15 protein-coding genes and 1 pseudogene are annotated in these 13084 nt (G+C 64.2%); 10 read left to right on the forward strand and 6 right to left on the reverse strand.

The genetic code is table 11. The annotated features are described in order from the left end of the window. From leuD to VGH68_RS12245, 8 genes are all read left to right on the forward strand, one after another. Window positions 1-597, forward strand: a complete 597-nt coding sequence (gene leuD / locus VGH68_RS12210) for a 3-isopropylmalate dehydratase small subunit (RefSeq protein WP_331603875.1) — start codon at window positions 1-3, stop codon at window positions 595-597. Between the two features lie 39 nt (window positions 598-636). Beyond that, window positions 637-1707 (forward strand): 3-isopropylmalate dehydrogenase, encoded by a 1071-nt coding sequence (gene leuB, locus VGH68_RS12215; RefSeq protein WP_331603876.1) that lies wholly within the window; start codon window positions 637-639, stop codon window positions 1705-1707. Between the two features lie 148 nt (window positions 1708-1855). After that, window positions 1856-2881, forward strand: coding sequence for an ABC transporter substrate-binding protein (locus VGH68_RS12220; protein WP_331603877.1), 1026 nt, complete (start codon window positions 1856-1858; stop codon window positions 2879-2881). Then, window positions 2878-3732, forward strand: coding sequence for an ABC transporter ATP-binding protein (locus VGH68_RS12225; protein ID WP_331603878.1), 855 nt, complete (start codon window positions 2878-2880; stop codon window positions 3730-3732). Before VGH68_RS12220 ends, VGH68_RS12225 begins: the two co-directional genes overlap by 4 nt. Beyond that, window positions 3722-4519, forward strand: coding sequence for an ABC transporter permease (locus VGH68_RS12230; RefSeq protein ID WP_414696933.1), 798 nt, complete (start codon window positions 3722-3724; stop codon window positions 4517-4519). Before VGH68_RS12225 ends, VGH68_RS12230 begins: the two co-directional genes overlap by 11 nt. Before the next feature lie 45 nt (window positions 4520-4564). Further along, window positions 4565-5320, forward strand: coding sequence for an SDR family NAD(P)-dependent oxidoreductase (locus VGH68_RS12235; protein ID WP_331603880.1), 756 nt, complete (start codon window positions 4565-4567; stop codon window positions 5318-5320). 88 nt (window positions 5321-5408) lie between these two features. Continuing rightward, the gene (locus VGH68_RS12240) at window positions 5409-6434 is read left to right on the forward strand and encodes an ABC transporter substrate-binding protein (protein WP_331603881.1); all 1026 of its coding nucleotides are present in this window, start codon (window positions 5409-5411) and stop codon (window positions 6432-6434) included. 19 nt (window positions 6435-6453) lie between these two features. Beyond that, window positions 6454-7377: an SMP-30/gluconolactonase/LRE family protein gene (locus VGH68_RS12245; protein ID WP_331603882.1), complete on the forward strand. Its 924-nt coding sequence runs from the start codon at window positions 6454-6456 to the stop codon at window positions 7375-7377. On the opposite strand, the gene VGH68_RS12250 is transcribed toward VGH68_RS12245, so the two are convergent. The 4 genes and pseudogenes from VGH68_RS12250 to VGH68_RS12265 all read right to left on the reverse strand — a co-directional run bounded on the left by VGH68_RS12250 (window position 7368) and on the right by VGH68_RS12265 (window position 10795). After that, window positions 7368-8285 carry a LysR family transcriptional regulator gene (locus VGH68_RS12250; RefSeq protein WP_331603883.1) on the reverse strand — a complete coding sequence of 306 codons (918 nt, stop codon included), beginning with the start codon at window positions 8283-8285 and terminating at the stop codon, window positions 7368-7370. The two genes, VGH68_RS12245 and VGH68_RS12250, sit on opposite strands and share 10 nt — an antisense overlap. 175 nt (window positions 8286-8460) lie before the next feature. After that, window positions 8461-9753 carry an SUMF1/EgtB/PvdO family nonheme iron enzyme gene (locus VGH68_RS12255; protein WP_331603884.1) on the reverse strand — a complete coding sequence of 431 codons (1293 nt, stop codon included), beginning with the start codon at window positions 9751-9753 and terminating at the stop codon, window positions 8461-8463. A 276-nt stretch (window positions 9754-10029) separates the two neighbouring features. Beyond that, window positions 10030-10161: pseudogene (locus VGH68_RS12260) on the reverse strand (helix-turn-helix domain-containing protein); the annotation flags it as partial. 166 nt (window positions 10162-10327) lie between these two features. Further along, a complete protein-coding gene (locus VGH68_RS12265) occupies window positions 10328-10795 on the reverse strand; it encodes a universal stress protein (RefSeq protein WP_331603885.1) in 468 nt (155 codons plus the stop codon). Between the two features lie 276 nt (window positions 10796-11071). Between VGH68_RS12265 and VGH68_RS12270 the strand changes: the two genes are divergently transcribed. Then, window positions 11072-11761, forward strand: coding sequence for a FadR/GntR family transcriptional regulator (locus VGH68_RS12270; RefSeq protein WP_331603886.1), 690 nt, complete (start codon window positions 11072-11074; stop codon window positions 11759-11761). Between the two features lie 78 nt (window positions 11762-11839). On the opposite strand, the gene VGH68_RS12275 is transcribed toward VGH68_RS12270, so the two are convergent. Further along, the gene (locus VGH68_RS12275; protein WP_331603887.1) at window positions 11840-12433 is read right to left on the reverse strand and encodes an acyl-homoserine-lactone synthase; all 594 of its coding nucleotides are present in this window, start codon (window positions 12431-12433) and stop codon (window positions 11840-11842) included. 153 nt (window positions 12434-12586) lie between these two features. Between VGH68_RS12275 and VGH68_RS12280 the strand changes: the two genes are divergently transcribed. Beyond that, on the forward strand, window positions 12587-12904 hold the full coding sequence (locus VGH68_RS12280) for an XRE family transcriptional regulator (RefSeq protein WP_331603888.1): 318 nt from the start codon (window positions 12587-12589) through the stop codon (window positions 12902-12904). Here VGH68_RS12280 and VGH68_RS12285 read toward each other — a convergent pair. Next, on the reverse strand, window positions 12888-13084 hold a 197-nt coding region (locus VGH68_RS12285), incomplete at its 5' end, for a LuxR family transcriptional regulator (RefSeq protein ID WP_331603889.1). The two genes, VGH68_RS12280 and VGH68_RS12285, sit on opposite strands and share 17 nt — an antisense overlap.

A 13084-nucleotide genomic window follows, 5' to 3' on the forward strand; every position in this document is an offset into this window, starting at 1 on the left:
ATGGAAAGCCTGACCTACCTCGACGCGGTGGCGGTGCCCATTGCCGCGATCAACTGCGATACCGACCAGCTGCTGCCGGCGCGCTTCCTGCAAAAACCCCGCTCCGACGACTTCGGCCAATTCCTGTTCCGTTCATTGCGCTTCGGCCCCGACGGCGCGGAACGGCCGGACTTTGTGCTCAACAACGCGCGTTACCGCGAATCGCGCATCGTGGTGGCCAACCACAATTTCGGTTGCGGCTCGTCGCGCGAGCATGCCGTCTGGGCGCTGTACGACTACGGTATCCGCGCGGTGATCGCCCCAAGCTTCGGCGACATCTTTTTCATCAACTGCCTGAAAAACGGGCTGCTGCCGATCGTGTTGCCCGAGGCCGTGGTACTGCCGCTGCTCGACAGCTTGTCGGGCAACCCGGGCAGCCGCATCGCGATCGACTTGCCCGCGCAGACCGCGACGTTGCCCGACGGCTCAGTTCATCTGTTCGAGATGGAGCCGTTCGCGAAACAGTGTCTGCTGTCCGGCATGGATGAGATCGACTACACGCTTTCGCATCGAGACCGCATCGATGCGTACGAGCGCGACCATGCTCAGGTCTATTGAAGGCGCGGTCTGACGGACAACCCACAAGGAGAGGTTCAGATGAAGATTGCAGTGATGCCTGGCGATGGTATCGGTACGGAAGTCGTGGCGCAGGCCCTCAAGGTGCTGCGGATCGTAGCGCCACAAGCTGAAACCCAGGAGGCGCCGATTGGCGACGCGGGCATTCAGGCGCACGGCGTGCCGCTTCCCGCCGCCACGCTGGAATTGGCGCGCAACGCCGATGCGATCCTGTTCGGCTCGGTGGGCGTGGCCGACGAAGCCGACATTCCGCGTGAACGCCGTCCCGGCACCGGGTTGCTGCTGTTGCGTGAAGCGCTGACCCTGTATGCGAACTTCCGGCCGGCCTACATGTTCCCGGAACTGATCGGCGCGTCGACGCTGCGGCCGGAAGTGGTGGACGGGCTGGACCTCGTGATCGTGCGGGAGTTGAACGGCGATGCCTATTTCGGCCAGCCACGCGGTTTCGAGATCAACCAGGCGGGCGAGCGTGCGGGCTTCAACACCATGCGCTATTCGGAATCGGAGGTCGAGCGGGTCGCGCGCGCCGCCTTCGAATGCGCGCGCCGCCGCCGGCGCAAGCTGTGCTCCGTGGACAAGGCCAACGTGCTCGAGGCGAGCCAGTTGTGGCGCGAGGTGGTGACGCGCGTCGGGCGCGATTATCCGGACGTCGAACTGAGCCATCTGTTCGTGGATGCGGCCTCGATGATGCTGATGCGCCGGCCCAAGCAGTTCGACGTAATCGTCACCGGCAACCTGTTCGGCGACATTCTGTCGGACGCCGCGGCCATGCTGACTGGTTCGATCGGCATGCTGCCTTCAGCGTCGCTCGGCTACAACCGCAAGGGCTTGTACGAACCGGTGCATGGTTCGGCGCCGGACATCGCCGGCAAGGATATCGCCAATCCGCTCGCCGCGATCCTGTCGCTGGCGATGATGCTGCGCGAGAGCTTCGAGATGGAAGATGCCGCGAGCCGCGTCGAGCGGGCCGTGCGTGCAGTACTCGCTGCCGGCTACCGCACCGCGGACATCCATCAGGAAGGCACGCGAGCCGTCGGCACCCGTGATATGGGCGATGCGGTGGTCGAGGCGCTGCGCAAGCAGGCAGCCTGAGCAGGGTCGCACAGTACGGATCCGGGCGCGCGAGGGGGCCGCCGATCATCGGCGATTCCCGGCACTACAGGCATCGTGGGCACGAGCAACCCGGCCCATTCCCGGCAGTTGGTCGCACTAGATACCCCCGGAAAGGGAGGAGACAATCATGAAGCTGAAATTCGCGATCGCGCTTTGCGCAGTGTTCGAGCTTGTCTGCGGTTGCGTCGCCGCCGTCGCCAAGGACGTGCCTGAAAAGCCCGAGCTGCATATTGCGGCCGCTTCCGTGGGCATCACGTATCTGCCGATGCTCGTTGCCGAGCAGCGCGGCTACTTCAAGGACGAAGGGCTGGACGTGCACATCGCCGCGTTCTCCGGCGGCTCGAAGACGCTGGAGGCGCTGCTGGGCGGCAGCTCCGACATGGTGGCGGGCGCCTATTCGAACACCATCACCATGGCCACCAGGGGGCAGCATCTCGTGGTGATCGCCGCCCAGGTGATTTGCCCGGGCTGGATCTTCGGCGTGTCACAGAAACGCGCAGCCGAAGTCAAGTCGGCCAAGGATCTGAAGGGCATGCGCATCGGCGTCAGTGCGCCGGGTTCCAGCACGCACATGGCCGTCAACTACATCTTGCACAAGGCGGGGCTGCAACCGTCGGACGTCGCGATCATCGGCGTGGGCCAGGCAGCGGGCGCGGTAGCGGCCGTGCGGGCTGGGCAGATCGACGCGCTGATCGTCAATGATCCGAGCGCCACGATCCTGGTCAAGGACGGCAGCCTCAAGCCGTTGGAGAACATGCGCACGGCTGAGGGCAACGTCAAGGTGTTCGGCTCGGACTACCCCGAATCGAGCCTGTTCGCGACGCAGGATTTCATCGATAAGAATCCGAAGACGGTGCAGGCGGTCGCCAATGCGATCGTGCGCGCGGAGAAGTGGATCGCGAAGGCGACACCCGAACAGGTCGCGGACAACGTACCGCCCGAGTACCTCGAGGACAACAAGGCGCTGTATGCGGAGGCCTTCAGGAACAGCCGCCGTTGCATCGCGCAGAACGGCGAGATCACCGCTAAAGGCGCGCAGACCGTGCGTCAGGTGTTGTCGGCGTTCGACCCGACCGTGGCGTCGGCCAACATCGATCTCGCCACGACCTATACCAACCGGTTCGTCGCGAAGGCCGCGGAGATTCAGCCATGAGCACCGCGCCGTGCAATCTGGTGTTCGACCGCGACCAGGTCGAGGTGCGTGAAGCGCTGCGTTTCGACAACGTGAGCTGCACGTTCGCCGGCAATGGCAAGCACGCGCAGACCTACACCGCCGTTTCGCACGGGAACCTGACGATTCGCGACGGTGAGTTCGTTTCAATCGTCGGCCCCACGGGCTGCGGCAAGTCCACGCTGCTGAACGTCGCGGCCGGGCTGATTCGGCCGTCCTCGGGCAGCTTGCGCGTATTTGGCGAGACCCTGACCGATGGGCTGAACACGCAAGCCGCCTATCTGTTCCAGGTCGACGCGCTGATGCCCTGGAAAACGGCCGAAGACAACATCGCGATCGGCCTGATCTTCCGCGGCATGCCACGCGAAGACGCGTTGAAAGTAGCGCATGAGTGGCTCGAACGAGTGGGTCTGCACGGGCACGGCAACAAGTATCCACACCAGCTGTCGGGCGGCATGCGCAAGCGCGCCAGCCTGGCCCAGGCGCTCGCGCTGAACCCTCGCATCATTCTGATGGACGAGCCGTTCAGCGCGCTCGACATCCAGACCCGGCACCTGATGGAAAACGAGCTGCTGCGGCTGTGGTCGTACGACCGTAAATCCGTGATGTTCGTGACGCACGATCTGGAAGAGGCCATCTCGTTGTCGGATCGCGTGATCGTGCTGTCGGCGGGGCCGGGTACCCGGCCTATCGCCGAGTTCGAGATCGATCTCGTGCGTCCGCGCGAAATGTCCGAAATCCGCATGACCCAGCGTTTCCTGCAACTGCACACCCAGATCTGGGACGTGCTTCGAGGGGAGGTTCTGAAAAGCTATGCGAACAATGGTGTTTGACCCAAAAAACCGCTTCACCGTGCTTGCCGCGCGGCTGGTGCTTCTGTTCGGCTTCCTGTTCCTGTGGTGGCTCGGCACCAGTCAGAAATGGCTATCGCCTTTCTTCTTCGGCGATCCGTTCGGGGTCGCTCATCGCATCATCGACTGGATCGTGACGGGCTCGGTGTTTCGCCACCTGTATACGACGCTGGTCGAAACGATGCTGGCGTTCGCGATCGGCACGGTGCTCGGTCTCGCCTGCGGTTTGTGGCTCGCGCTCGATCCGTTTCTCGCGGTCGTGTTCGATCCGTTCATCAAGGCGATGAATTCCATGCCGCGGCTGATCTTCGCACCGGTCTTCGCGCTGTGGTTCGGCCTCGGCATCTGGTCCAAGGTGGCGCTGGGCGTGACGCTGGTGTTCTTCGTGGTGTTCTTCAATGTCTTCCAGGGCGTGCGCGAGGTCAGCCCGGCGGTCTTGTCGAACACCCGGATGCTGGGCGCCAATCCGCGGCAACTGATGCGGCACGTCTACCTGCCTTCGGCGACGAGCTGGGTGTTCTCCAGTTTGCACAACGCGATCGGCATCGCTTTCGTGGGCAGCGTGGTGGGTGAGTACCTCGGCTCCGAGAAAGGTGTGGGTTATCTGATTCTGCTGGCCGAGGGGGTGTTCGACATCAACTCGGTGATCGCGGGCATCCTGGTACTGACGCTGTTCGCACTGGCGCTCGATACAGCGGTCTCGCTGATCGAGAACCACCTGCTGCGCTGGCGCCCCGTCGCCGGTCAGACCGTGGCCGCGAGCGCATGAGCGTGCGCGCGCAGCGATCGACGCATCGACTTTGAGGACATCATCTTGCAGACCAACACGATCAACCTGAAAGACCGCGTCGCCGTCGTGACGGGCGGCGCACAAGGCATTGGGCTCGAAGTCGGGCGCCGGCTGCTCGCTTCGGGCGCCCGTCTCGCGATCTGGGATATCAACACCGCGGGTCTCGCCCAGGCCGGTGCGGAACTGGGCGGCCACGAGGTGCATACCGAGCGTGTCGACATCCCCGATTACACCAGCGTCGAGGCTGCCGTCGCGGGCACCTTGAAAGCGGCGGGACGCATCGACATCCTGATCAACAACGCGGCGATCGTGGGTCCGAATGCCACGCTTGCCGACTATCCGGTCGATGTCTGGAAGCAGGTGATCGATATCGACGTCAACGGCACCTTTCACTGCTGCCGCGCCGTGGTGCCCGTCATGGTCGGACAGAACTACGGCCGCATCGTCAATATTGCTTCGGTCGCGGGCAAGGAAGGCAACCCGAATGCCGCAGCGTACAGTTCAGCGAAGGCGGCCGTCATTGCGATGACCAAGTCGCTCGGCAAGGAACTCGCGAGCCACGACATCGCGGTCAATTGCGTGACGCCCGCGGTGGCGCGTACGCCCGGCGCGATGGAGCAGTCGCCCGAGCATATCCGCTATATGCTCGGCAAGATTCCGCGCGGCCGTTTCCTCGAACTCGGTGAAGCGGCCGCGATGATCGCCTGGCTCGCCAGCGAAGAGAACTCCTTTACGACCGCCTCAGTGTTCGATCTGTCCGGCGGACGCGCGACCTATTGACGGGAAACTATCGATGACGCTGTTGCGCCACGTGCAGGGTTGAACACCGCGGGCCGCGCGCGCCCGCAAGACAAGGAGACGAACCATCGTGAAAGCGATCAGGCGCCTGCTGTTGCCCGTACTAGCCGCATGCTCGGCGCTCGTGAACCAATCGGCCGCGGCTGCTGCGCCGGTGCCCGAGAAGCCCAGAATCCAGCTTGCCGCCGCGGGCGTGGGCTTTCCGTATCTGCCGTTCGTCATTGCGGACAGCCGCGGATATTTCAGGCAGGCGGGGCTGGACGTCGAAATCGGCGTATTCAGCGGCGGCGCGAAGGCGCTGCAAGCGATGTTGGGCGGCAGCGCCGACATCGTGGCCGGCGCCTATTCGAACACGATCACGATGGCGGCGAAGGGGCAAAAGCTCGTGTCGTTCGTGACCTTGGCCTCGTGCCCGGGCTGGGTGTTCGGCGCGACCCGCGCCAGCCACGGCAAGATCAAGACCTATGCGGACCTGAAGGGCATGCGCATTGGCGTGAGCTCGCCCGGTTCGAGCTTCCACATGGGCGTGAATTATCTGTTGAACAAGGCCGGCGTGAAGCCGGGCGACGTGTCCATCATCGGGGTGGGTTCGTCCGCGGGTGCGATCGCCGCGGCTCGCAGCGGACAGATCGACGCGTTGATGAGCAACGATCCGGTCGCGACCGTGCTGCAGGGTAGCGGCGATCTGTTCCCGCTGGCCGTGATGCGGGACCCCGCCGCGACGCGCGCCACGCTCGGCGGCGATTATCCGGAGGCGTCGATCTATACGACGAAGGAGTTCGCCGCGAAGTATCCGAACACCGTGCAGGCGGTAACGGATGCCATCCTCGCGGCCGAGCGCTGGATGGCGCACGCGACGCCCGAGCAGGTTGCCGCTGCGGTTCCGCCGCAATACGCGTTGGCCGACAAGGGGATGTTTGCCCGCGCCTATGGCAACATGCAAAGCTGCATCTCGCGCGATGGCTTGATGACGGACGCCGCGGCGCAGACCGTACGCGATGTGCTGGCTGCATTCGATCCCGACATCGGCAAGGCCTCGATCGATCTGAAGGCCACTTACGACAATCACTTCGTCGAGAACGCCGACAAGCACTGACTGGCGAGGAGAACGAGCGATGGACAGCGCTGTGCGCGTCCTGGCCGCAGGGCTGAAATTTCCGGAAGGCCCGGTGGCGATGGCCGATGGCTCGATCGTGCTGGTCGAAATCGAGCGCGAGACGATCAGCCGCGTCGCTGTCGACGGTACGGTGAGCGTGCTGGCGCAAGTCGGCGGGGGGCCCAATGGCCTGGCGCTGGGGCCGGATGGCGCCTTCTACATCTGCAACAACGGAGGCTTCCTGTTCCGAACGGTCGCGGGGCTGAACCGCACCAAGCCCGGCGTGCACCCGGATTACACGAGCGGGCGCATCGAGCGCTTCGATCCTCGGACGGGCGCACTGACGACGCTCTACGACCGCTGTGGCGAGCATCCGCTATGCGGTCCCAACGACATCGTGTTCGACCACGACGGCGGCTTCTACTTCACCGACTTCGGCAAGAACCGCTTGCGCGAGCGTGATCATGCCGGTCTCTATTACGGTCGAGCGGACGGATCGATGATCGTCGAAGTCGCGTATCCGCTCACCACGGCCAACGGCGTCGGCCTGTCGCCGGACGAGCGCGTCGTCTACGTGGCGGAGACCGAGACCGCGCGGCTGTGGGCGTTCGACCTGGAAGCGCCGGGCAGCGCGCGCAAGCATCTTTATCCGTCTCCGCACGGCGGCCGCCTCGTGTGCGGGTTGCCCGGCTATCAGCGCTTCGACAGCCTGGCGCTCGATGCCGACGGGAACATCTGCGTGGCGACGCTGGTGACGGGGTGCATTACGGTAGTGGCGCCGTCCGGCGAGGTGCTGCGACAGGTGCCGGTGCCCGACGCGATGGTGACCAACATTTGCTTCGGCGGCACCGACATGAAGACGGCTTATCTCACGCTGTCGGGCACGGGGCGCCTCGGCACGTTGCCGTGGCCGCAAGCGGGGTTGAAGCTGGCTTATTCCTGAGCGCCCGACGCGCCTGACACGGCCCGACGCGCGAGCAGGTGCTTCAGAAAGAGCTGGACTGTCGCGGGGAGCGATTCGGCTTCGCGCACGCAGATCTTCCAATGCCGCTCGGCCCAGGCTTCGTCGAGCTGGACAGCGACCAAGGGCGCCGAGCTGACATAGCGCCGCGCATGATGCTCGGGCACGAGACCGACGCCCAGGCGCGCTTCGACCATGCTGCGCACCGGTTCGAAGCCATTGACCCGGATCGACAGCTTGAGCGGGTAGTCCAGATCGGCCGCTGCGCGCAACACCAGCGAATTCAGATAGCTGCCCGCCTGCGGACCCACCAGCGGGTATCGGGCCACCTCGCTGAATTTGACCTTCTCCGCGCGGCTAAGCGGGTGATCGGGCGGCATGATGACCACCAGCCGGTCGCTGTGATAGGGAAACACCTGCAGGCCGGGGTTCAAGGTCGTGCCGCCGAACACCCCGATGTCGGCGGTATTTTCGGCCACCGCGCGGACCACGGCGGGGCTCAGGCTCTCCTGCAGGTCGATGCGCAGGCTCGGGTGCAGCGCCACGAAGTCGCGGATGTCGTTGGCGATGTACTGGACGATGGTCGAGAGGCTGGCATGGAGGCGAATCTGTCCGCGCAGTCCTTCCGCATGGTCGAGCAGCTCGCTTTCCATCTGGTTGATGTCGCGCAGCAGTACACGGGCATGCTGCAAGAGCGCCGCGGCTGCGGTCGTCAGTTCCAGTCCCTTGTTGCTGCGCACAAAGAGGGCGGTCTTGAGCATGTCCTCGAGCTGGGACATGCGTTTGCTAAGAGCCGATGGCGCAATATTCTCGGCTTCCGCCGCGCGGGCGATGCTGCCGTGCTCGCAGACAGCCACGAACAATTTCAGCGACTGCAAATCGAAGCGCATTGAGTCTCCGGGAGGCGCGGTCTGTTGCCGCGCCCTGCTCTCCTGTGGTTGAAAGAGTATGCCCGGGCTCCCCGACAAGTGCAAAATCCGACGCTCGCCGGCGGTCACTTTGGCGGATGCGGGGTTAACGTGTTCGCGCGGCAGGGGTCACGCGTCAGACCGATCGATGATCTGGTCACCCCATCACACAGCGAAACCCCGCATAAACATACTGATAATGCGGCTGAAACCAGTTGCGGAATTCCGGTCGCAGCATGCACGACGCGGTGCGCGCCGAACCGCCTTTGATCACGTAATGCTGGCCATCGAAAAAGTTGGCGGAATAGCCTGGATAGAACGGAAACGCTTCAAAGCCGGGCAGTGCGTCGAACAACGTCGACGTCCACTCCCAGCCATTGCCGAACTGGCCTTCCACACCGAACGCGCTGACGTTCTCCGGATGCGCGTCGACGGGCTGTGGGTCCCAGCTGCGAAAATCGAAATTGCCCGACGCTGCGTGCGGCGCACCCTGCGCTGCGCGTTGCCATTGCGCTTCCGTCGGCAAGCTCTTGCCGGCCCAGCGCGCGTACGCGCTCGCTTCGGCGTGACTCACATAGACGGGCCAGTCGAGCGGCAGCGGCACTTCGTCGAACATCGTTCGCAGCACCCATTCGCGATGCCCGTCACTCGTGGTGCGTTGGGACCAGCCGGCGGGTTGCGCGATCCGCTCGGCTTGCTGCCACGCCCAGTCTTGTGGCGACCACCACTTCGGTTCGCGATAACCACCATCGTCGATGAACGCGAGGAACGCGCCGTTCGTCACCATATGCCGATCGATGTCGAAAGCGGGTACGTCCACCCGCATTTCGCCGAACTCGTTGTCCCAGCCGAAGCGGCCAGCGTCACGCGCCATGCCGAGCACGGCCTGACCGGCCGGCACGCTGACCATCGACGACAGCGCATCGCGCGGTTCCGGCCGCGTTACCACCGGCTTGCGCAGCGCGGTGTTCTTTTGTGAGAGCGGCAACTGATGCAGCATGTACGCGAGCGTTTCGGCATGCATCAACCGATGCTCGATCGCGACGTTCAGCAGCAGCGCGGCGTCATCCGCTTGCGCGTGGGGGCCGAGTTCGCCGAGCGCCGCATCGATCTGCTGGCGCGCCTGCTCGGCGTAGTCACGCACCGTGTCGAGCGACGGCCAGTCGGCGGGTTGATCGGTCGGAAAGCCTCCACCGACCGGGTCGATGCCGAATGCGAAAAGCTGGTCGAGTTCAGGGGCGAATGCCGGCAGCTGGACGAGGCGCTGATCGAACAGATTACGATCGAACGCTTCGAGATGGCCGATATAGAACACGATCCGGTGACGTTCGCGGATCGGGCGTTCATACAGATAGTCGGGTTTGACGACGGCAAAAAGAGCGTCGCTGATTTGACGCGCGTCGATCAGGCGCTGCGCGAGCGGGTGATGCGGGGCGGGGTCGCGATTCATGTCGCCGGGGCTCCTGTGTCGACCGGAGTGGCGTCTGGTGCCCACTCCGGTCCCGTCAATCAGGTTACTGTGGGAGGGTCGGAAAACTGTACATGTTCGCAGGGGCCGTGCCAAGGCGCAAAGCGCGCTCGCGGAGCCGGGCAAGCTGGGCGATTCCGCGAACTTGCCCGGCTCATCGAGCGCAAGGCGGTCCAAACGTCGCGACAGCGGGCCGGCGAGGCAATCGCGCACGGCGGGCCGCATCACAAAGGGCCGCGCCCGCGATGCGAAAGCGGCTTACACCTGCCGCAGCCCTTCGAGGTCGACGATTTTGATGTGCTTGCGTTGCGTGTCGATGAGGCCGCGCTTTTGAAATCTTGACACGGTGCGGCTCACGGTTTCGAGCGTCATGCCCAAGTCGCTGCGCATGAATCCCCAGACGATCGGGCGTGCCCGCGCGGGAGTGGGATGGTGAACCGCGCGGCGTGCGTCAACGCATTCCGCCGGCGGCAGTGCCGGCAACCGTGGTTTAGCTTCGGGCGCTTCGGCCTGCGCCGGGCAGCGCGCTTCGCGTATCGGCGGCGCGGTTCAAAGCTCAGGCGGGCGCCTTGTCGGTGCTGGCAGCGGCGGGGATCAGCAGCACGGGCAGGGTGGCCTGACGCACACAGCGCTCGGCGACGCTGCCCAGAATCAGCCGCTGGAAGCCGCGTCGGCCGTGCGTGCCCATCACCAGCAGATCGGCTTCGAATTCGGCGGCGGCCTTCAGCACGATTTCCGATACATCCCCGAGCGACGAGGCCTCGGCGACCGCCGGATCGCCGTTGACTCCCTGTTCGGCCATCGCCTTCGAGAATTCCGCGCGCAGTTCCTTGCCTTCCTCGACCAGCCGGTTACGCAGGATGGACGGGTCGTAGCCCGGCGCTTCGAAATACATCGGCGTGTTTTCGACCACATAGAAAGGCCGCAGAACCGCGCCGCTGGATTTGGCGAGATCGAGCGCCGCTTCGAACGCGCGACGCGACGTGTTGCTGCCGTCGACCGCGACCAGGATGCGTGTGTACATATCGACTCCGCGTCTGAAAAATGCGTGCACCGCGCCGATTAGCGCGGCAGGGTTTATTGATTTTTTATACCAACCCAAGCTTAGATGATCGCCGCAAAAGATGCACTCGACCACGATGTAAATCAAACTTTTGGCGAAACTTTCGCGGGTTCTTGCGTAGCCACGCGCGCCGCGTCGCGGCGGTCTTTACGCGCGATCCTGCTTGCATATGTTGCTGAGGCGGCGGAGGGTTGGCCTTACAATCACGCCGTATTCAGACAAGCTGCCAGTCCGCTGATGAACGACCGCAAAATCAAGGGCTTGCCCGACCAGATCTACGGCGACATCCTCAACCGCATTCTCGAAGGCGAGTACAAGGAAGGCGAACGTTTGCCGACCGAGCACGCGCTGGCGGAGCTGTTCGCGACATCGCGGCCGACTGTACGCGAAGCGCTCGCGCGGCTGCGGGCGGACGGCATCATCTCGACGCGGCACGGCTCGGGCACGACCGTCGCCCGGCGTCCCGATCCCGACGTGCGCCGGTTCGCGCCGCTCGAAACGCTGTCCGATATCCGCCGCTGCTACGAATTTCGCATCGTGACCGAGGCGGGCGCGGCCGCCCATGCCGCGCTGAAGGCCGATGCCGACGACATCGCCGCGATACAGCGCGCCTGGGACGAGCTCGAGCGAATCATCGAGGCGCAAGGCATTGGCGCGCAAGACGACTTCATGTTCCATCTCGCGGTCGCGCGCGCGTCGAAGAATCCGTTTTTCATCACAGTGATGTCGTTTATCGAAGAGCAGATCGTGTTCAGCATGAATCTGTCGCGCAATCTGTCGCTCGTGAAGACGATCGAGCGGCAACGGCTCGTGCAGGCCGAGCACATGGCTGTGCTCGACGCGATCCGCCGCAAGGACGCGGCGGGCGCGGGCGGGGCGATGCGCGCGCATCTCGAGAATGCGCTCGAGCGGATGTTCGGCTCCTGACTCTGCACTCGCCTGGTTCGCCGCTGCCGGCGGCGAACCGTGAGCCAGACCGTGAGCCGAACCGAAACCGGGCGACGGTCAGGCTGCGGCGGCGACCGGTCCGAACAGCGACGTCAGGGTCTTCGCGCTCACCGCGACATCGAGCGCCACCGCCCGTTCCACGCCGATCTGCATCGGCTCGCCCAGCCGGCTGATGTCGAGCCCGGCCCGCCGCAGCATCCGCTCGATCGGCGTGGTCGTCACGGTCACGTAATGCGTGATGCCCATGCGCTGCGCGAAGCGCATCACTTCCTGGATCGCCCGGATCGTCATGTCCGTGAAGCCGAACGACTGTCCCTCGCCCCCGGTTTCGATCGCCCACCGGCTCAGTTCCCAGATTTGCCGCCCGACCGGCGCCGCGGCACCGTGCAGCAGTTGCGGGAAGGTGTCCTTCAGCATGTTGGGGCCTTCGGTCGGCATCAGCCGCCAGCAGCCGCGCAAGCGCTGGTCTTCGCCTTGGATCAGCATGTAGTGCGGGCCGAGCGCGTCGTAGCCGTCGATCTCCATCCCCGCGATGGTGGGGATTTCCCAGCCGAGCCGGCCCTGAAACACCCGCGCCCGCAGGCGGTACATCTCGTTGATGAGTTCGTTGTCGAATTCCTGCCGCATTCCGATCCGGATCGTGGTTTGCATGACGTTCTCCTGAACGTGTTGGGGTAGCCCATACGCTGGAAAACTTATGCATTTTGAATGTCTCTGCCACCTACCTACCTGGATAGGTGTGCATGCTTATCGGGTAAAGCAGAATTCAAACGCGTATCCGCCAATAACCTACAAGGCTCGAAAATGGAACTCCTCGACAATCACTGGCAACCGCAGACTCCGCTCCACTCGCGTCCAGCGGAGGTTTCCACGGCAGTGGACCGTGTTTTGATCATTGCTTATCGCAAGAAGAAAAAAGAGAGCCAGCGCCGCTTCTGGGCACGGTTCGGCGTCACCCAGTCGCGCGGCAGCCGCTTCGAGTCGGGCGCGGAGATTCCGGCACCGGTGTCGATCCTGCTGGGCCTGTACTTCATGAAGACGGTTTCCGACGCCGATCTGGGCCGCGCCGAACGCGTGATGTACAGCCGCGATGCCGCCGCGCTGCTCAGCCCGGGTCAATAAGTCCTAACTGAGCCGCGATCACGGCTGCCGCACGCCGCGAATTCACACCGAATTTCGTCCTGATGTTCTTCATATGGAAGTTCACCACGGCTTCCGAACAGCTCAGGATGTGGGAAATCTCCCAGGTGGATTTGCCGCGTGCGGTCCATTTCAGGCATTCGCGTTCGCGCGGCGTCAACT

The organism is Paraburkholderia sp. (assembly GCF_036488505.1).
Classification (GTDB): Bacteria; Pseudomonadota; Gammaproteobacteria; order Burkholderiales; family Burkholderiaceae; genus Paraburkholderia.

Coding starts and splice junctions, on each gene's coding strand:
- leuD (WP_331603875.1), top strand. CDS start 1: ATGGAAAGCCTGACCTACCTCGACGCGGTGGCGGTGCCCATTGCCGCG.
- leuB (WP_331603876.1), top strand. CDS start 637: ATGAAGATTGCAGTGATGCCTGGCGATGGTATCGGTACGGAAGTCGTG.
- VGH68_RS12220 (WP_331603877.1), top strand. CDS start 1,856: ATGAAGCTGAAATTCGCGATCGCGCTTTGCGCAGTGTTCGAGCTTGTC.
- VGH68_RS12225 (WP_331603878.1), top strand. CDS start 2,878: ATGAGCACCGCGCCGTGCAATCTGGTGTTCGACCGCGACCAGGTCGAG.
- VGH68_RS12230 (WP_414696933.1), top strand. CDS start 3,722: ATGGTGTTTGACCCAAAAAACCGCTTCACCGTGCTTGCCGCGCGGCTG.
- VGH68_RS12245 (WP_331603882.1), top strand. CDS start 6,454: ATGGACAGCGCTGTGCGCGTCCTGGCCGCAGGGCTGAAATTTCCGGAA.
- VGH68_RS12250 (WP_331603883.1), bottom strand. CDS start 8,285: ATGCGCTTCGATTTGCAGTCGCTGAAATTGTTCGTGGCTGTCTGCGAG.
- VGH68_RS12255 (WP_331603884.1), bottom strand. CDS start 9,753: ATGAATCGCGACCCCGCCCCGCATCACCCGCTCGCGCAGCGCCTGATC.
- VGH68_RS12265 (WP_331603885.1), bottom strand. CDS start 10,795: ATGTACACACGCATCCTGGTCGCGGTCGACGGCAGCAACACGTCGCGT.
- VGH68_RS12270 (WP_331603886.1), top strand. CDS start 11,072: ATGAACGACCGCAAAATCAAGGGCTTGCCCGACCAGATCTACGGCGAC.
- VGH68_RS12275 (WP_331603887.1), bottom strand. CDS start 12,433: ATGCAAACCACGATCCGGATCGGAATGCGGCAGGAATTCGACAACGAA.
- VGH68_RS12280 (WP_331603888.1), top strand. CDS start 12,587: ATGGAACTCCTCGACAATCACTGGCAACCGCAGACTCCGCTCCACTCG.